This is a genomic window from Hydrocarboniphaga sp., assembly GCF_965279055.1.
Taxonomy (GTDB): Bacteria; Pseudomonadota; Gammaproteobacteria; order Nevskiales; family Nevskiaceae; genus Hydrocarboniphaga.
In genome coordinates, this window is the sequence record NZ_OZ257125.1 from 1484801 (window position 1) to 1501137 (window position 16337).

At 66.0% G+C, this 16337-nt stretch carries 19 protein-coding genes; 4 read left to right on the forward strand and 15 right to left on the reverse strand.

Features of this window, described 5'->3' with window-relative positions; all coding sequences use genetic code 11:
• Positions 1-16: 16 nt before the first annotated feature.
• The 4 genes from ACQZF9_RS06800 to ACQZF9_RS06815 all read right to left on the reverse strand — a co-directional run bounded on the left by ACQZF9_RS06800 (position 17) and on the right by ACQZF9_RS06815 (position 3936).
• Positions 17-1282, reverse strand: coding sequence for a hypothetical protein (locus tag ACQZF9_RS06800; protein WP_428312500.1), 1266 nt, complete (start codon positions 1280-1282; stop codon positions 17-19).
• Positions 1283-1293: 11 nt separating this feature from the next.
• A complete protein-coding gene (locus ACQZF9_RS06805; RefSeq protein ID WP_428312501.1) occupies positions 1294-2190 on the reverse strand; it encodes an alpha/beta hydrolase family esterase in 897 nt (298 codons plus the stop codon).
• 172 nt (positions 2191-2362) lie between these two features.
• Complete coding sequence (locus tag ACQZF9_RS06810) at positions 2363-3166, reverse strand: ABC transporter permease (RefSeq protein ID WP_428312502.1); 804 nt, start codon at positions 3164-3166, stop codon at positions 2363-2365.
• Complete coding sequence (locus ACQZF9_RS06815) at positions 3163-3936, reverse strand: ABC transporter ATP-binding protein (protein WP_428312503.1); 774 nt, start codon at positions 3934-3936, stop codon at positions 3163-3165. Before ACQZF9_RS06815 ends, ACQZF9_RS06810 begins: the two co-directional genes overlap by 4 nt.
• 104 nt (positions 3937-4040) lie before the next feature.
• Between ACQZF9_RS06815 and ACQZF9_RS06820 the strand changes: the two genes are divergently transcribed.
• Positions 4041-4442, forward strand: a complete 402-nt coding sequence (locus ACQZF9_RS06820) for a hypothetical protein (RefSeq protein WP_428312504.1) — start codon at positions 4041-4043, stop codon at positions 4440-4442.
• On the opposite strand, the gene ACQZF9_RS06825 is transcribed toward ACQZF9_RS06820, so the two are convergent.
• The 7 genes from ACQZF9_RS06825 to ACQZF9_RS06855 all read right to left on the reverse strand — a co-directional run bounded on the left by ACQZF9_RS06825 (position 4414) and on the right by ACQZF9_RS06855 (position 7887).
• Positions 4414-4923, reverse strand: a complete 510-nt coding sequence (locus ACQZF9_RS06825; RefSeq protein ID WP_428312505.1) for a GNAT family N-acetyltransferase — start codon at positions 4921-4923, stop codon at positions 4414-4416. The genes ACQZF9_RS06820 and ACQZF9_RS06825 overlap by 29 nt on opposite strands.
• Entirely contained in the window at positions 4920-5657 is a 738-nt protein-coding gene (locus ACQZF9_RS06830) for a tetratricopeptide repeat protein (RefSeq protein WP_428312506.1), read from the reverse strand. Before ACQZF9_RS06830 ends, ACQZF9_RS06825 begins: the two co-directional genes overlap by 4 nt.
• Before the next feature lie 33 nt (positions 5658-5690).
• Complete coding sequence (locus ACQZF9_RS06835; protein WP_428312507.1) at positions 5691-5846, reverse strand: cysteine-rich CWC family protein; 156 nt, start codon at positions 5844-5846, stop codon at positions 5691-5693.
• 69 nt (positions 5847-5915) lie between these two features.
• On the reverse strand, positions 5916-6140 hold the full coding sequence (locus ACQZF9_RS06840) for a DUF1161 domain-containing protein (RefSeq protein ID WP_428312508.1): 225 nt from the start codon (positions 6138-6140) through the stop codon (positions 5916-5918).
• Between the two features lie 105 nt (positions 6141-6245).
• Positions 6246-6380 carry a hypothetical protein gene (locus ACQZF9_RS06845; RefSeq protein WP_428312509.1) on the reverse strand — a complete coding sequence of 45 codons (135 nt, stop codon included), beginning with the start codon at positions 6378-6380 and terminating at the stop codon, positions 6246-6248.
• A 5-nt stretch (positions 6381-6385) separates the two neighbouring features.
• Positions 6386-6766 (reverse strand): VOC family protein, encoded by a 381-nt coding sequence (locus ACQZF9_RS06850; protein ID WP_428312510.1) that lies wholly within the window; start codon positions 6764-6766, stop codon positions 6386-6388.
• 131 nt (positions 6767-6897) lie between these two features.
• Positions 6898-7887, reverse strand: coding sequence for a YncE family protein (locus ACQZF9_RS06855; protein WP_428312511.1), 990 nt, complete (start codon positions 7885-7887; stop codon positions 6898-6900).
• Between the two features lie 343 nt (positions 7888-8230).
• Between ACQZF9_RS06855 and ACQZF9_RS06860 the strand changes: the two genes are divergently transcribed.
• A complete protein-coding gene (locus ACQZF9_RS06860; protein WP_428312512.1) occupies positions 8231-9457 on the forward strand; it encodes a tRNA guanosine(34) transglycosylase Tgt in 1227 nt (408 codons plus the stop codon).
• Positions 9458-9542: 85 nt separating this feature from the next.
• Here ACQZF9_RS06860 and ACQZF9_RS06865 read toward each other — a convergent pair whose 3' ends face one another.
• Entirely contained in the window at positions 9543-11039 is a 1497-nt protein-coding gene (locus ACQZF9_RS06865; RefSeq protein ID WP_428312513.1) for a flavin monoamine oxidase family protein, read from the reverse strand.
• Positions 11040-11250: 211 nt separating this feature from the next.
• On the opposite strand from ACQZF9_RS06865, the gene ACQZF9_RS06870 reads away from it, so the two are divergent.
• Entirely contained in the window at positions 11251-11880 is a 630-nt protein-coding gene (locus ACQZF9_RS06870) for a TetR/AcrR family transcriptional regulator (RefSeq protein ID WP_428312514.1), read from the forward strand.
• Positions 11881-11965: 85 nt separating this feature from the next.
• Positions 11966-12820 (forward strand): KPN_02809 family neutral zinc metallopeptidase, encoded by an 855-nt coding sequence (ypfJ, locus tag ACQZF9_RS06875; protein WP_428312515.1) that lies wholly within the window; start codon positions 11966-11968, stop codon positions 12818-12820.
• Positions 12821-12884: 64 nt separating this feature from the next.
• Here ypfJ and ACQZF9_RS06880 read toward each other — a convergent pair whose 3' ends face one another.
• The 3 genes from ACQZF9_RS06880 to ACQZF9_RS06890 all read right to left on the reverse strand — a co-directional run bounded on the left by ACQZF9_RS06880 (position 12885) and on the right by ACQZF9_RS06890 (position 16210).
• Positions 12885-13373, reverse strand: coding sequence for a glutathione peroxidase (locus ACQZF9_RS06880; RefSeq protein ID WP_428312516.1), 489 nt, complete (start codon positions 13371-13373; stop codon positions 12885-12887).
• Between the two features lie 29 nt (positions 13374-13402).
• A complete protein-coding gene (locus ACQZF9_RS06885; RefSeq protein WP_428312517.1) occupies positions 13403-14203 on the reverse strand; it encodes a hypothetical protein in 801 nt (266 codons plus the stop codon).
• A gap of 258 nt (positions 14204-14461) precedes the next feature.
• Positions 14462-16210: an acyl-CoA dehydrogenase family protein gene (locus ACQZF9_RS06890; protein ID WP_428312518.1), complete on the reverse strand. Its 1749-nt coding sequence runs from the start codon at positions 16208-16210 to the stop codon at positions 14462-14464.
• Positions 16211-16337 lie beyond the last annotated feature (127 nt).

A 16337-nucleotide genomic window follows, 5' to 3' on the forward strand; every position in this document is an offset into this window, starting at 1 on the left:
CCCGCGACCGCTGCGGCTACGGCCCGTAGCGCCGCGCGTAAATCCCGCGACCGCTGCCGTCCAGGCCGTCGACCTGCCAGGCCGCGATCATGCGGCCGCTGGCGTCGATCGCGATGGCCGGCTGCAGGATCGCGTTGCTGGTGGTCGCACCGTCGGCGCGCAAGGTCGCGCCGGCCGCGCCGCTGCTGCTGTAGCGACGCAGATACAGGCCGTCGGAATGCGCGGCCACCGCGACCTGGCCACTGGCCGCCATCGCGATGGCCGGCTTGCGCTTGAGCCTGGCGCCGTCGACGGTGATCGGCGCACCCAGCGCCGTGCCGTTGACGTCGTAGCGCCGCAGCGCGACACCGGGCGTACTCCAGTCGCTGCTGGTGTTGGTCTGCCAGGCCAGCGCGAATGCGCCGCTGGGCGCGACCGCGACCACCGGGCGATCGACGGTGATGCCGGTGGTGCTGGCGTCGACCTGAAAGCCCAGACCCAGTGGCTTGCCGTCGGCGCCGTAGCGGCGCGCGTAAATGCCGAGAAACTGGCCGAGGCTGCTGGTCGCGGTGAGGTAACCCGGCTGCGCGTCGGAGTTCCAGGCGACGACGAAGCCGCCCTGGTTGTCGATGCCGACGCCCGGCACGCGCAGGTTGACGAGGAAGCTGTTCTGCACCTGGATCGGCGCTTCCTTGGGCGTACCGTCGGCATTGTAGCGCTGCGCGATGATGTAGCCCGGCACGATGTTGGTCGCCACCGGCAGGCTCCTGCCGCGCTCCGGCCAGACCACGATGAACTCGCCACTGGGTGCGATCGCGACCGCGGTTAGTGCGTAGATGTCGCGCTCGCCGGCGTTGACGCGGATCGGCGCGCCGCGCGCACTGCCGTCGGCGCCATAGCGCTGCACGAAAACGCCGGTGGTGGCCGCCACATGCGTGGCGCTGTTCCAGGCGACGACGAAGTCGCCGCTGGCATTCATCGCCACCGCCGCATTGGTCTGGCGCTCGGCGGTGTCGCTGTTGACGCGAAATTCGCCGCCGACTTTGACTCCGGCCGACGAATACAGCTGCGCGTAGATGTCGTTGAGATCGCCGTTACCGCTGTCGCTTTCCCAGACGACGACGAAGCGGCCGTCGGCCGCGGCCGCCACGGCCGGCGCGCTCTGGTTGCCCTGCGTCGTGGTGTTGACGCGGAACTCCGGCGCCAGAGCGCTTTGCGCGGCGGCGAGCCCGGGCAAGGCCGCGGCGCCGAACAGGCAGGCGAGGGCGGCGGCCGTCTTGATCGGCTTGAGGATCGGTTTCATCGCAGCGCTCCTCAAGGACGCGAGAACTGGCTGAGAAAAGCCCAGATCACGTCGGTGGCGTTGAAGTCCTGGGCGGTGATGCCCAGACCCAGCGTGTAGCGGGTCGAGCCCGGCCAGGTGTGGCCGCCGCCGGTGACCACGTACTGCTCCACGGCCGCGCCATTGGCGCAGCCGCGCCAGGTGCGCGCCATCGTCGAGGTGCCGTCATCGATGCTGTCGGCGATCGCGCTGTCGGTGTAGGCCTCGGTGCAGCCGTCGATGCGACGCCACATCGCCACGGTGTCGGCGACCGAGCGCTTCAGCAGGTTGCCGTTGAATGGAACGATGGGATCGGCGACGCCGTTGATGTAGAGCGCCGGCGTGCCGATGGCTGGCAGGCAGCTGCGGTAGTCGAACTGCTCGATGGTCGTCGCCACCACGCCGATCGCGGCGACGCGGCCGGGCTGCAGGCAGGCGAAGTGCTGCGCCATCTGGCCGCCATTGGAATAGCCGGCCATGTAGATGCGCTTGGGGTCGATCGGATATTTCGCCAGCGCGTCGTCGAGCACCGCGTTGAGGAACTTGACGTCGTCGACGGTCTTGAACGAGCCGGCGCCGTAATTCCATTTGCCCTGCACGCCTTCGGGCAGGATCACCCAGGCGCCGGCGTCGCGCGCGATCCTGGCGAAGTTGGTCAGGTCGGCCATGTCCTCGGGCGTGCCGTGCAGGTAATGCAGCAGCACGACCACCGGCGCCTTGGTGGCGCTGGCGGCGGTGGGCTTGAAGTACAGCACCTGGCGATTGCGCAGGTCCGAATAGACCGTGGTGCTGAAGCTGCTGGTCTTTTCAACCTGTTGGACGTCGTGCGCCTGCGCGATCGCGCAGGCGCCCAGCAGCACGCTGGCTGCGGCACTACGGAGATTTTTCATCCCCTCGTCTCCCTGTCTGTCCGGGGTGTCCCGGTGCGGTGATTCTGCCTCAGGCTTGGAGGAAATCGCGAATGTCGCACTGTCATTTCCGCGAATGCGGGAATCCAGTACGGCGAGCGCTGCTGTGGTATCCCCGAATTGCCGCCACCGCGCAGGGCTTGAAGCGCGCGTTTCAGGCCACGCTTTCGGCGCTGTACCGCGCCAGCAGGCCGCTGCGGATCGCCTGCTGGAACACGCGCGTGAACAGCCAGCAGGCGAGCGCGATCTGCAGCAGCGCCAGCGCCAGGCCGCCGCCGAGTTCGACGGTCGACACACCTTGCCCGGCGACGACGCCGCGCATGCCCTCGAACACATACGATGGCGGCAAGGTACGGCCGATCGCCTGCATCCAGGTCGGCAAGGTCGACAGCGGATAGAACACGCCGGCGAACGGCGACAGCAGCGCCGGGATCGGCCACACCAGCCACTCCGACGCCGGCCCGAGCCGCAGCACCATCGCGCAGGCAAAAATGCCGAGCGCGATGCCGAACAGGAACAGCACCAGCATGAACGGAATCAGCAGCAGGCCGTAGCGCGCGAAGTCCAGGCCGAAAAAGCCGGTCGCCAGCGCCAGCATCACGATCAGGCCGAGAATGCTGGCGAGCACGCTGGTCAGCACCAGGCCGCCGAGATAGGCGCGCACCGACAGCGGCGAGGCAAACAGGTTGAGGAAATTGCGCGACCACACGTCTTCCAGAAACGCGGTGGTCACGCCCTGCATCACGCGCGAGAAAAAATCCCACAGCAGCACCGCGCCGAGCATCGTTGCGACGAAGTCCGGGCCGCCGTGGCTGACGCTGCTCAGGTAGCGGCTGATGAAGCCCCACAGCACGATGTCGACCGCGACCCAGGCGAAGATCGGCAGCACGCGCGTCGGACTGCCGCGCATCAGATAAAACTGGCGCAGCGCGATGGCGTAGAGCGCGCGCAGGCTCATCGCGAGGCCTCGGCGCCATTGGCCGGATCGCGCGCCAGACGCACGAACAGGTCTTCCAGTGAATCGGCATTGTGCGCCGCCGGCAGGCGGCGCGGATCGCCTTCGAGCAGCACGCGGCCATGCGACATGATCAGCACGCGGTCGCAGACTTCTTCGACCTCGACCATGTTGTGCGATGTCCACAGGATGCCGCCGCCGTCGTCCTTGGCGATGCGCCGGATCTGCTCGCGGATGTCGCGCGCGGTGGACGGATCGAGCGATGCGGTCGGCTCGTCGAGCAATAGCAGCTTCGGCCGGTTCAGCAGCGCTTTCGCCAGGCAGACGCGGGTCTGCTCGCCGCTGGACAGCAGGCCGCAACGGGTGTCGCGAAAGTTCAGCAGATCGAACTGCTGCAGCAGCGCGTCGATGCGCGGCTGCAGCGGCTGCACCTGGTAGATCAGCCCGAAGATGCGCAGGTTCTGCTCGACGGTCAGGTTGCCCGGCAGCGGCGCATAGACCGCGGCGAAGTTGGTCGAGGCCAGCGCCGTCTTGCGCGCGCGCGACACGTCATGGCCGTCGATCAGGATCTGCCCGGCGCTGGGCTCGAGCACGCCGAGCACCATGTTGATCGTCGTCGTCTTGCCGGCGCCGTTGGGGCCGAGCAGGCCGACGATCTCGCCGGGCGCGACGTCGAAGCGGATGGCGTGCACGGCGTGCTTGTCGCCGTAGCGTTTGCACACGTCGCGCACGGTCAACACCGGAGCGCGCGTCGGTTCGGGGGCAGGGCTCATAAGCCGCCGATCTTGCCACGCGCGGGTGAATGCTCGCCTGCCGGGACAGGGCCGCGGCTGGCGTAGAATCCGCGTCCCGTCCATTTCGCAACCGGCTGCCCTTCGTGCCGCAGATGTCCTTCGTCAACCGGCTGCTGACCGTCGCCGTGATCCTCACCTTCGCCGCGCAGATCGGCGGCACGCTGCTGTGGGCCGGTTATGCGCGGCAGTGGCTGCCTCTGCACGTGGTGCTCGGCGCGGCGCTGGTGCTGGCGCTGTGGACCAGCTGCGCGCTGGCGATGCGCGCCGGCGCGCCGAGGTATCGCGTGATCTTTGCGGTGTTCTGGGGCTTCGTCGTGATCGCGCTCGGCTGCTTTCAGTACGGCCAGGTGCCGGGCGCGCGCCATCCGCTGCTGCGCGGCCTGCATCTGGCGGCGGGCTTTGCCGCGCTGATGCAGGTGCGTTATCTGGTCTCGTGCATCCGCGAGTCGATCGGCGTTACAAGCCCATCGAATAAAGTTCGATAGGCGCATCGCCCGGCGTCAGGCTGATGCTGTTTTCGCGCTGCATGCCGAGCTTGCGCAGCACGGCGATCGACGCCTGGTTGTCCGGCTGGGTGATCGCCAGCAGGCGCTTCAGGCCGAACAGGTTCCTGCCCTGGTCGATGACCGCGCGCGCCGCTTCCGGGATGTAGCCCTGGCCGAAATGGGCCGGCAGCAGCGCGAAGCCGATGTCGACCTCGGGCAGCGTGTCGCGCTTGATCAGGCCGCACATGCCGATCGCGGCCGCATCTTCGCGCCGCTCGACGCAGTACAGGCCGAAGCCGTGGCGACGATAGCTTTCCATCGGCCCGCTGCGCAGGTAGGCACGGGCATCGTCGAGCGTGCGCACGTTCTTGTCGCCGATGTAACGCAGCCAGCTCGGCTCGTTGACCAGGCCGAGAATGAAGCCGGCGTCGTCCTCATCGAGCTGACGCAGGCGCAGCCGCGTCGTCAGTAGCGGCATCATGACGGCAACTCGCGCCGCGCCATCGCGACCCAGTGCTGGTTGATGCGGTTGTAGTGACTGCCGGCGACGCGGCTTTCGTCGACGATTTTCTGGAACAGCTCGCGCGCGGCATCAGGCTGGCCGCTGGCCTTGAGCAGCGTCGCCAGCCGGCAGGTCGGCTCCGGGCCGGGAAAATAGCCGCGCAGCGCCTCGTACTCATGGATCGCTGCGTCGGTGTTGCCGAGTTCGTGCTGGCTGCGCGCATAGATCAGATGCGCGTCGGCGCTGCGCAGCTGCGGATGCTTTTCCTTGAAGCGCTCCAGCGTGTCCAGCGCGGCCTGGTATTCGCCGAGCCCGAACTGCGCCTGCGCCAGGCCGGTCATCAGCTGCGGATCGTCGGCGTGTATGCCTTTCAGATAGCGCTGATACAGATCGCGCGCCTCGCCGTAGCGCTGCTTTTGCAGATACTGCTCGGCCAGCGCGATGGCGTTCTTGACCGTGTCGGCGACCGCGAGCTGCTGCGTGGCTTGCCGCAGCTCGCGATCCGGATTGATCGTCTTGCTGAGCTGGCGTCGCGCCTGGTGCGCGCCGCGGCTGTTGCTGAATTCCGGCAGCAGCTCGACGATCAGGTAGGCCAGCGTGCCGACCAGCGGAAAGAACAGCAGGATGAAGATCCAGCTCATGTTGCGCCCGGTCTTGAGCACATGCACGACCAGGCCGACCTGGATGATCAGTGACAGGATGAAATACGGCATTGCCCGCGGTACCGGTCGGGGAGAGCGCGGATTTTAATCCTTAGCGGTGGCGGACGCGGTGGCCTCGGTACATCGCCGGCACAAACAGGCCTTGCCGAGCCGATCCGCCGGCAGCCGTGCCAGCGCCGCCGGATCGACCACCACGCTCTGGCACCAGCAAGGCACGTCGAAGCGACCGCTGGCCGCCACGGCGCAGGCATTGGCCGCGCCGCAGGCGGGGCAGATCGGCTGATCCGCCGGCGTGTCGATGCCCGTGCCTCAGCTCTTGCCGTAGACGATCTTCTTGGCGCCGGCTTCGCAGCTACCGACCACCTTGGCGTCGGCGGCGGCGTCGCTGGCGACGATCTCCAAGGTGTAGCCCTTGACCTGCTTGGCATCGAGCTTGGCCGCGATTTCGCCCTTCAGCTCGTCACAGGGTTTGCCGGCGGCGAAGACGCTGGTGGAGGCGGACAGCAGCAAGATCGCAGCGATAGCATGGTTCATGACGACTCCCCATTCGGTGACGGCTTTTATTGTGGATGGCGGCCGTACGGCCCGTGTCGGCCCCGGCTGCATTATTCGCAGTCTCACACAGGCGAAGCAAGCGTCCTAACGGCGCATCAGCACGAATGGCGGATCCTGCTCGAAGGTGACGACGCCTTTCATCGTCGTCCGATGCGGATCGAACAGGAATTCACGGTCGCTCTGCTGCGCGGCACGCAAGCGCCAGGTCGCGTCGCGCATGCGCTTCAGTCCCAGCGATTCGCCTGTTCGCCGAAGCGCTCGCCTTTGGCGCGGACCACGCAGAAGCGCTGACCGGTCGGCGCTTCCATCACCACCCAGGTGTGCACACGCTGCACGATCTTCGCGCCGTGCCCCTGCAGTCGGGTGACCTCGGCTTCGACGTCGTCGCTCTCGATGTCCAGATGCACGCGGCTGGCATGACTGACCGACTGCACCTCGATGTGCAGCTGCTCGCGCGGATCGATCAGCCGGACGTACTTTTCGCCTTCTTCGGCCGGCAGGGCCTGCGCCTGCATGCCCAGCGCCGCGCTCCAGAAGCGCGCCGCACCATGCACGTCGTCGGTCTGACAATCGATGATGAATCCGGCCAATCTGCTTTTGTGCATGGTCGTGCTCCTCAGACGTTCAAGGCTTTATCACCGGCCCCAAGTGAGGCGTCGGGATAGTTGTGCTCATGACGGGCCTGATGGGTGGGAAACGGCTGGCAAGGCGCCGAGGTGATATTAGTCCGGCGCTTTCACTTGGGCACGAAGTGGCGCAGCAGATTCTTTTTGGCGTCGTAGGCCCAGAAGTCGTCACCGGCCGGATTCAGTCCATAAACCGTGGTGCTGAAGCCTAGCGAGCCGAGCAGCTTGCCCTTCTGTGCGTGGTAGTAGTTGCCGTTGCCGAAGGCGACGCTGCCGGTTGCGGCGTAGATCATCTCGGGAAACACACGCAGCGTATGGGTTACGTCCAGCGCGTCGACGCAAAGCTGACCGTAGTAAAACGCCGAGCCGTCGGTCGCCAGCGCCACGGTGCCGCCGTAACCGTCCGCAGAGCCGTAGATTCCGGTTTGCTCCTGCGCGACGAACTCATCGTCGACGATCTTGAACGCGTGAATCTCGGCGGACGACGAGCCCGAGCCGCCGTGGATCAGGCGCCCGGTGTTCGCGTCGTAGCGGAAATCGCCGTAGTAGACCCCGGGGTAATACCCGGTGAACGAGCCATTGCCGCTGTTGATCTGCTGCATTGCGTCTTCGCCGGTCCATTTGGCGTTGTAGAAAGTGACCCACTGATCCCTCGATTTGAGCAGCACCTTCTTGCCCGACTCGGCTTGAATGTTGCCGGCCATGTAGGTGCTTTCGATGTCCCAAGTGCCCGATTTGAGATCCAGCCGGTGCACGTAATGTTGGCCGGCGGGCGTGCCATAACCGATGTTCTCGCCACCGTAGTCGGCCACGAACAGGTAGCGCTGATCCGGTGACAGCGACATGTCGGTGAAGTTGGTGATCGCAAAGTGCGTGCTCGACTTCGCCGTCGCCAGATCGATCACCGCCACGGCGCTCGAGCTGTTCTTCAGGATCAGCCGGTTGTACGCCGGTGAATAAGCCAGCTGCACGGCGTTGGTCGGAGCCGCGATGCTCTGGACGACGCTGTACTTGGTGCCGGCCGAGGCACTCGGTTGATAGGCAATGAAAGCCAGCAGCAGGCTGACCGTGCGCGTGGCGCGCGAAGCGAAGAAAACCATCAGATCCCCCCAAATTGTCGAAAACGTTCTGCATCCCCGGAAGCAAGCTAGCAGGGCGGCGCCGGGGCGATCAACGGACTGGTCCGCAAAATGGTCTTGTCCCGGCCATGCTGGGCAGCTTGTCGGTGCTGTGTGGCCCCAGTCGGCGCCGGCGTCGCCCCAGCGGGCGCGCCAGGAACATCGATGAGGACGGCTCCGGCTAGGCTTGCGCCGCCGTCGGCAATCGGCCGCCGTTCTAGATTGAACCGCAGGGTTGCGGCGGCGGCCGGTATCCCTGGCCGCTTGCCAGCGCCGTGCTTACCCGCTACAACGCGCGCCTCATTGGCGGTAATGCGGCGGTGTCGTGGAATTTCAGCTTCTTGCCAGCTCCGGCGCCGCGCGCCGCGGCCGTATGACCTTCGAGCGCGGCGTGGTCGAGACGCCGGCGTTCATGCCGGTGGGCACGTATGGCTCGGTGAAGGCGATTTCGCCCGAAGAAGTGCGGGACAGCGGCGCGCAGATCCTGCTCGGCAATACGTTTCATCTGATGCTGCGGCCCGGCGAGCAGACCATCAAGAAGCTCGGCGGCCTGCATCGCTTCATGAACTGGGGCGGGCCGATCCTGACCGACTCCGGCGGCTTCCAGGTGTGGAGCCTGGCCGGGCTGCGCAAGATCACCGAGGAGGGCGTCAAGTTCGCTTCGCCGGTGAATGGCGACCGGCTGTTCCTGTCGCCGGAGTCCTCGGTGGCGATGCAGCATGCGCTGGGCTCCGACATCGTCATGCAGTTCGACGAATGCACGCCGCATCCGGCGACCGAGCGCCAGGTGCGCAAGTCGATGGAGTTGTCGGCGCGCTGGGCGCAGCGCTGCAAGGATGCGCATGCGGCATTGAATGCCGGCTGCCTGGGGCCCCAACCCCAGGCGTTCGGCGGGCAGGGACTGCCACTGGCAGTCCCTGAAAGCCCCGCCTCACTTTTCGGCATCGTCCAGGGCGGCATGCTGCCGGAGCTGCGGCGCGAATCGCTGCAACGGCTGAGCGAGATCGGCTTTCCGGGTTATGCGATCGGCGGCCTCTCCGTTGGCGAATCCGAAGAAGAACGCCTGCAGGTGCTCGACGCGATCGGCCCGCAGCTGCCGGCGGATCGTCCGCATTACCTGATGGGTGTCGGCACGCCGCGCGATATCGTGCAGGCGGTGGGCCGTGGTATCGACATGTTCGATTGCGTGATGCCGACGCGCAACGCGCGCAACGGCCATCTGTTCACCAGCCAGGGCGTGGTCAAGATCCGCAACGCGAAATATCGCGAGGACGAGGCGGCGCTGGACCCGAACTGCGACTGCTACACCTGCCGCAATTTCTCGCGCGCTTATCTGTACCACCTGGACCGCTGCAACGAAATGCTCGGCCCGCGGCTCAACACGATCCACAACCTGCGCTATTACCAGAGCGTGATGAGCCGGCTGCGCGGCGCGATCGAGCAGGATCGTTATGCGGAGTTCGCGGCGGACTTCATTGCCTCGCCCGAGGGCGCGCCGTCGAAGGTGGCGCGTGTCGCGGTGGCGGAAGTGGCAGCGGGGCCGGAGGCTTAGAGCAGCTCTGTCTTCGGTCGCGGACAGGCTCCGCTCCTACAAAAAGCCATCCTGTAGGAGCGGACCCTGTCCGCGACTTCAGGCTTCAAAGCAGCGCCATCACCTCCGCCGCCGCCCGATCCCCCGAGCGGATCGCGCCGTCGAAATAACCGTTCCAGATTTCCGCGGTCTCGGTGCCGGCCCAATGCAGCCGCCCGATCGGCGCGCGCAGCGCCTCGCCGTAGTCCAGCCACACGCCGGGCGGGAAATAGCCGGCGTAGCAGCCGCGCGACCACTCCTCGGCCGACCAGCTCTGCTCGATGTATTCCAGCGGCGTGCGTGCGGCTTCGCCGTAGAAGCGCACGAAGCTGTCGATCGTGCCGGCCATGCGCTGCTCGCGCGTCTGGCGCAGCGCCTTGCGGCCGTCTTCGCCTTCGATGAAGCCCATCATCACCCCGACTTTCGCGTCCGGCGGTGAATTGTCGAACGTGATTTTCACCGGTCCGGTGTCGCCGGTGGCCTGGCCGTTGAGGCCGGCGTCGCGCCAGAACGGCGTCGGATACACGCACTGCACCTTGATCACCGTGCCCATCGGGATGCGCTGCGTCAGCTGGTCGCGCAGGCCGTCGAGCGCCGGTGCGTAGCGGATGCGGCCGGCGAGTGTCGGCGGAATCGCGACGATCGCGCGCTGCGCCTGCACGCTGAAGTCGTCGCCGAGCACGCTCACGCCGTGGTCGCCATGCTCGATGCGCAGCACCGGCGCATTCAGCAGCACGCGGTCGCCGAGTTCGGCGGCCAGCGCCAGCGCGATGCGCTGCGAGCCGCCGACGATCCGCGACTCCTGCGCGCCGCCGGCGGTGTTGATCAGGTTGTCGAGCGAGCCGGCGGAGTGGATGTAGAACAGCACGTGCAGCAGCGATACGTCGCGCGGCTGCGCCGAGAACACCGATTCGATCGCCAACTGCAGCAGTTGCTTGCCGTTGGCGCTGAAGAGATTGTCGTCGATCCAGGTCTGGAAGGTCTTGCTGTCCCATTCCACGGCTTTGGGCGCCGTCCACGGCGCCGCCAGCGGCACGTCGGCCGACATGCTGTTGAGGCGAATGATCGCGATCTGCGCCTCGGCCGCGCCGAGCAGTGCGCCCGGCGGAATGCGCCCGGAATACTCGCTGCGGCGACCGTCGCGAAAGTCCACCGACTTGCCGTCGTTGTAAGTCTTGAACGTGCCCAGCTGCAGTTCCTCGATCAGCGACAGCACCCGATCCTGCGTCGGTCCGACCCACTGGCCGCCGACTTCGACGATCGTGCCCGGCGTCGCGGCCGGCGCAGTCACCGCGCGATTCAGCGTGCGCCCGCCGACGCGATCGCGCGCTTCTACCACGAGCACGCTCGATCCGGCCGCGACCAGAGCGCGCGCCGCGGACAGGCCCGCGAGCCCGGCGCCGACGACGACCACGTCGGCCTTGTAGCGGCCGTGCGCGCTGCTGCTGTCTGCGGCCTGCGCGGCACCGATCGGGCTGTTGGTATCGCAGCCGGGCAGCAGCGTGCTGCCGAGCGCGGCGGCACCGGTCAGCAATTGGCGGCGGGTAAGTTCGGGCTTGTTCATGGCGTGTCTCAAAAAAATCGGCGGACCGGATCGGCCCAGACGGCGGTTGCCCGATCGTCGTTTTCCTGCACGTCGCGGCTGCCCGGTGCCAGCGCGCCGAACTCGGTCTCGTCGTGGCGGAACACGCGATACGCTTCGGCATCTCCCCGACGCGATTTTGGATAATATTCGTACGCGTACCGTAAATCAGTTTAAAAGCGCTGGATCATCGATGACAAGTAGCAGGAAGAAGCAGATGCCGCCACGCGGCCGGCCGCGGCGCAGCGCCTTGCAGCAGCAAGCGGTGCGCACACGCGTGGTCGATGCGGCGCGAGCGCTGTTTGCGGCCGAAGGTTTCGACGCGGTCAGCATGCGCCGTATCGCCGGGGCCGCGGACTGCGGCGCGATGACGCTTTACGGCTATTTCCGCAGCAAGAACGAAATCCTGCGTTTCATCTGGGAGGATTTCTTCGCCGAACTGTTCGAGCGCATCGCCAGGGCCAGCGCGCGCGGTACGCCGCAACAACGGCTGCGCAAGGCCTGCACCGCCTATGTCGACTACTGGTGCGATCATCCTGATCGCTATCGCATGGTGTTCCTGAACCAGGACAGTGCCGCCGCTGGCGAGGCACTGTATGTGGAGCAGTCCGGCGTGCTGGCGCGCTTCGATTTCTTTCGCGAACTGATCGCGGCCATGCAGGCGGATGGCAGTGCGCGCGCCGGTGATCCACAGTTGCTCGGCGAGGCGCTGATCTGCTCGCTGATCGGCATCGCCCATGCGCTGGTGACGATTCCGGAATATCCGTGGATGGCGCGCAAGCGCTTGCTGGCGGCGTGTCTGCAGATCGTCGAGACCGCCTAGCTGGCATGCCGCCTTCGCCGCAACGACGATGGGAGCGTTCAGCGCTTGCGGTTAATCTTGCGCAGCACTACGGGAGACTGACGACATGAAATGGGGCGATGCGCGGCGTAGCAATAACGTGGGCTCGGCCGGCGGCGGTGGAGGCGGCGGCTTCAAGCTCGGCATCGGCGGCGTTGCCGTGGTCATCGTGCTGAGCCTGCTGACCGGGCGCAATCCGCTGGAGATGCTCGGCCTGTTGTCGCAGATCGATCAGGGCGGGCAGGGCACCGAGGAAGTACAGCCGCCGAATACCGACGACAAGACCGTGGATTTCGTCCGCGCGATCGTCGGCGAAACCGAGGATGTCTGGGGCGAGCTGTTTCAGCAGCAGGGTGCGAGCTACGCGCCGCCGCGGCTGATCCTGTTCACCGGACGCGTGCAGACCGCCTGCGGCGGCGCCAGCTCGGCGACCGGGCCGTTCTATTGCCCGGGTGATCGCCAGGTTTATCTGGACACCAGCTTCTTCGATGAAATGCGCGCGCGCCTCGGTGGCGGCGGCGACTTCGCCAATGCCTACGTGATCGCGCATGAAGTCGGTCACCACGTGCAGACCTTGACCGGCAGCGCGCAGGCGGTGGACGCGGCGCGTGAAAACGGCCGCGACGTCAGCGGCGACAACGGCCTGCTGGTACGCCAGGAGTTACAGGCGGACTGCTATGCCGGCGTCTGGGCGCATGTGGCCGAGCAGCGCCATCACTGGCTCGAGGCCGGCGATATCGAGTCGGCGCTGAACACCGCGACCGCGATCGGCGACGACCGGCTGCAGAAGGAGTCGCGCGGCACCGTGGTGCCGGACACGTTCACGCATGGCACTTCGCAGCAGCGCGTGCGCTGGTTCCGCAAGGGCTTCGATTCGGGCAAGCCGGCGGACTGCGATACCTTCAAGGCATCGTCGTTGTAGCGTCATCCCGGGTTTCACCCGGGCTACGTAGCGGTGTAGCCCGGGTGAAACCCGGGATCGGACATCAGCCCAGCAGTTTCTCCAAATCCTTCTCGATCGCCGCCGGGGTATCGGTCGGCGCATAGCGGCTGACCACCTTGCCGCTGGCGTCGACCAGGAACTTGGTGAAGTTCCACTTGATGCCTTCGGTGCCGAGCAGGCCGGGCTTGGCGTGCTTGAGGTACTGGTACAGCGGATGCGCGTCGTCGCCGTTGACCTTGATCTTGGCGAACATCGGGAAGTCGACTTCGTAGGTCAGCGAGCAGAAGTTCTTGATCTCGTTTTCGTCGCCCGGTTCCTGGTGGCCGAACTGGTCGCAGGGAAAGCCGAGCACCACCACGCCCTTGTCCTTGAACTTGCGGTACAGCGCCTCCAGGCCCTTGTACTGCGGCGTGAAGCCGCACTTGCTGGCGACGTTGACGATCAGCAGGGTCTTGCCCTTGTACTCGGCCAGCGACTGGCTGCTGCCATCGATGGTCTTGGCCTGAAAATCGTAGACGCTGTTCGGACTCATGGCGCTGCTCCCGGAGATGTGCGGCTAGCCTACTTCATGAACGGAATGAAGGCGCCGACTTTCTGGTCGATCATGTTCTTGACCGCGGTATTGACCGCGTTGCTGATCGGCCCCGGCGGCAGCGGTTCCGGCGCCGGGAACGGGAAGTTCGGCAGGTCGGCATAGAGCCGCTCTTCCGGCGCGGTGATCGGCTGCAGCAGCTTGCCGGGCTGGCCGGCGATCCGATAGAAATGGATCGTCGAGAACACGGCGGTCTGTTTCTTGCCGAAGAACGAGCGCGAGTAATAGCCGGAGCCGACGATGTCCTGATTGGTGCCGACGATGCCGTCGTCCTCGACCGGCGAGCTGACGATGATCAGCATCTTCAGCTGGTTCTGCTTCAGGATCGCGTCGAATTCCTTCTGCCAGTCATTGTCGAAGCGCTGCTTGCCCGGGTTCCAGCTCTTCTGCCAGATCAGCTTGTCGCGCACCAGGCGCGCGCTCGGCCGCACCGGCACCGGCTGGTAGGGCGTGTTTGCCAGCAGGCCCTTGCGCAGCGACTCGCTGACGTAGCCGGGCAGGTCGAAGTTGGCCTTCATCGTCGTCGTCGAGTTGCCGATGCCGGCGGTACCCGCGTTGACGTGGGTGATCTCGTTGTCGAGCACCGTCATGATGCCGATGCGGCTGCTGTAGGCCATGCTGGTCAGCGGTGCCGGCATCCACGCCGGCCGCGCCGGCTGCGTGGTCGAGCCTTCCGCTGCTTCTTCGGCGGTATGGGCGCAGCCCAGCAGCGCCAGCGGCAGGCTCAGCGACAGTGCGCAAAGCAGGGAACGACGCAATTTGAGCATCACGTTGTAAGACTCCTGTCAGGCCCAAGCGGCCTCGAGCAAGGGCGCTCAGCGCGCCGTCATCGATCCCCGCGTCCTGATGGCGCGGGCTTTTATTGCACAGCAGCGGCGAGTCGAACGGGACCGCTGCCGACCGGGCGTTGGCGATGGCCTGCCCGGCGGCGCGTGTCGAGATCGGCTGGCGGCCTCTCTCCTCTCTTCTGGAATGGATGACGCTGTTGCTACTGCGTTCCCGACGTCCCGTCGGGTCACGCGCCTGCTTTAAAAGTTTGCCGCGTCCAGCTTCATCAGGTTCTCGACCGGCGCCTTGATGTTGTCGCACAAGGTCTGCACCTGCGGCAGCATGCGCGAGGCGAAGAATTCCGCGGTCGCCAGCTTGGTCTGCTTGTAGCTCTCGTCGCTCAAATTGTTCGCGGCCTTGGCCATGCGCAGCCAGTTGTAGCCCAGATAACAAAGTGAAAACGCCTTCAGATAATCCACCGCGCCGAAGCCGGCGGCATCGGGGTTGCTCTTGTAGCTGTCGCGCAGCCAGGTCGTGGTGCTCTCCAGTGCTTCGAGCGCCTTCATCAGCGGCCGCACCAGGAAGCCCACCGGGGCGTCGGACTGGTTTTCCGAGCGCACCTTGGCGAAGAAGCGCTGAGCCAGTCGGCCGTCGTGCATCATCAGCTTGCGGCGCACCAGGTCCATCGCCTGGATACCGTTGGTGCCCTCGTACAGGCACAAAATCTTGGAGTCGCGCGCGATCTGCTCGATGCCGTGATCACGGACGAAGCCGTGGCCGCCGTAGACCTGGATCGCGGTGCTGCCCAGATCGAACGCGGCGTCGGTGCAGAAGGACTTCACCAGCGGCGTGTTCAGGTCGACCCAGTCCTGCGCCTCTTCGCGCACCGCGGCGTCCGGATGGTGATGGGTGATGTCGACGTACATGGCCGTCTCGTAGGCCATCACGCGCGCGCCTTCGGTGGTCGCCTTCATCGTCAGCAGCATGCGGCGCACGTCGGGGAATTCGATGATCTCGGCCTTGCCGTTCTGGGCGCGGCCCTGGCGGCGGTCCTTGGCATAGGCGATCGCGTTCTGCGTCGCCAGCTCGCACTGGCCCAGGCCCTGGAAGCCGACCATGATGCGCGCCAGGTTCATCATCACGAACATGTTCTGGATGCCTTCGTTGGGCTTGCCGACGATCCAGCCTTTCGCGCCGTTGAACTGCATCTGGCAGGTACACGAGGCGTGAATGCCCATCTTGTGTTCGATGCCGACGCATTCCAGCTGGTTGCGCTCGCCGACGCTGCCGTCGGCATTCACCAGGAACTTGGGCACGACGAAGGTCGACAGGCCCTTCACGCCCGGCGGCGAGTCCGGCAGCCGCGCCAGCACGAAGTGGACGATGTTCGGCACCATCGTGTGTTCGCCGCTGGTGATGAAGATCTTGCCGCCTTCGATCGAATAGCTGCCGTCACCGTTGGCGGTGGCCTTGGTCTTGGCGGCGCCGACGTCGGAGCCGGCGCCCGGCTCGGTGATGCACATCGTGCCGGTCCATTCGCCGGTCGACAGCTTCGGCAGATAGGTCTGCTTGGTCGCCTCGTCGCCGGAGGCCAGGATCGCCTCGAAGCAGCCGGTGGTCAGGCCCGGATACAGCGCGAACGCGACGTTGGCCGAGCACAGCATTTCTTCGACGACTTTGGCCAGCGTGTAGGGCAGGCCCTGGCCGTCGTACTCGACCGGGTTGCACAGGCTCACCCAGCCGGCTTCAGCGTACTGCCGATAGGCTTCGCCCAGGCCTTTCGGCACGGTGACGACGCCGGCCTTCCAGGTCGCGCCGTCGACGTCGCCGGGCTGGTTCAGCGGCGCGATCGTGTTCTCGATCAGCTTGGCGGCTTCTTCGGCCAGGCCCAGCAGCGTGTCCGGCGTGGCTTCCGCAAACGGCGGCAGTTGCTCGGCGAGCTGCCCGACATTGAGGACGTCATTCAGAACGAAGCCGATTTCGCGCAGCGGTGCCTGGTAAGTTGCCATATGCGGTCGCAGTACCTACGGAATTTTGGAGGCCGAAGGCTAGCATATGACGGCCGCTGCGGATGCGGCCGGGGCTTGATCTGCAGGCTGGTCTGGGGCGGCGATGTGTCCCTCGATACGCGCCGTT

What these genes read in the sequence shown, in the direction of transcription:
- ACQZF9_RS06840 (WP_428312508.1), bottom strand. Translation starts at nt 6,140, where the DNA reads ATGAACCATGCTATCGCTGCGATCTTGCTGCTGTCCGCCTCCACCAGC.
- ACQZF9_RS06805 (WP_428312501.1), bottom strand. Translation starts at nt 2,190, where the DNA reads ATGAAAAATCTCCGTAGTGCCGCAGCCAGCGTGCTGCTGGGCGCCTGC.
- ACQZF9_RS06845 (WP_428312509.1), bottom strand. Translation starts at nt 6,380, where the DNA reads ATGCGCGACGCGACCTGGCGCTTGCGTGCCGCGCAGCAGAGCGACCGT.
- ACQZF9_RS06815 (WP_428312503.1), bottom strand. Translation starts at nt 3,936, where the DNA reads ATGAGCCCTGCCCCCGAACCGACGCGCGCTCCGGTGTTGACCGTGCGC.
- ACQZF9_RS06855 (WP_428312511.1), bottom strand. Translation starts at nt 7,887, where the DNA reads ATGGTTTTCTTCGCTTCGCGCGCCACGCGCACGGTCAGCCTGCTGCTG.
- ACQZF9_RS06800 (WP_428312500.1), bottom strand. Translation starts at nt 1,282, where the DNA reads ATGAAACCGATCCTCAAGCCGATCAAGACGGCCGCCGCCCTCGCCTGC.
- ACQZF9_RS06890 (WP_428312518.1), bottom strand. Translation starts at nt 16,210, where the DNA reads ATGGCAACTTACCAGGCACCGCTGCGCGAAATCGGCTTCGTTCTGAAT.
- ACQZF9_RS06880 (WP_428312516.1), bottom strand. Translation starts at nt 13,373, where the DNA reads ATGAGTCCGAACAGCGTCTACGATTTTCAGGCCAAGACCATCGATGGC.
- ypfJ (WP_428312515.1), top strand. Translation starts at nt 11,966, where the DNA reads ATGAAATGGGGCGATGCGCGGCGTAGCAATAACGTGGGCTCGGCCGGC.
- ACQZF9_RS06830 (WP_428312506.1), bottom strand. Translation starts at nt 5,657, where the DNA reads ATGCCGTATTTCATCCTGTCACTGATCATCCAGGTCGGCCTGGTCGTG.
- ACQZF9_RS06850 (WP_428312510.1), bottom strand. Translation starts at nt 6,766, where the DNA reads ATGCACAAAAGCAGATTGGCCGGATTCATCATCGATTGTCAGACCGAC.
- ACQZF9_RS06810 (WP_428312502.1), bottom strand. Translation starts at nt 3,166, where the DNA reads ATGAGCCTGCGCGCGCTCTACGCCATCGCGCTGCGCCAGTTTTATCTG.
- ACQZF9_RS06865 (WP_428312513.1), bottom strand. Translation starts at nt 11,039, where the DNA reads ATGAACAAGCCCGAACTTACCCGCCGCCAATTGCTGACCGGTGCCGCC.
- ACQZF9_RS06825 (WP_428312505.1), bottom strand. Translation starts at nt 4,923, where the DNA reads ATGATGCCGCTACTGACGACGCGGCTGCGCCTGCGTCAGCTCGATGAG.
- ACQZF9_RS06870 (WP_428312514.1), top strand. Translation starts at nt 11,251, where the DNA reads ATGACAAGTAGCAGGAAGAAGCAGATGCCGCCACGCGGCCGGCCGCGG.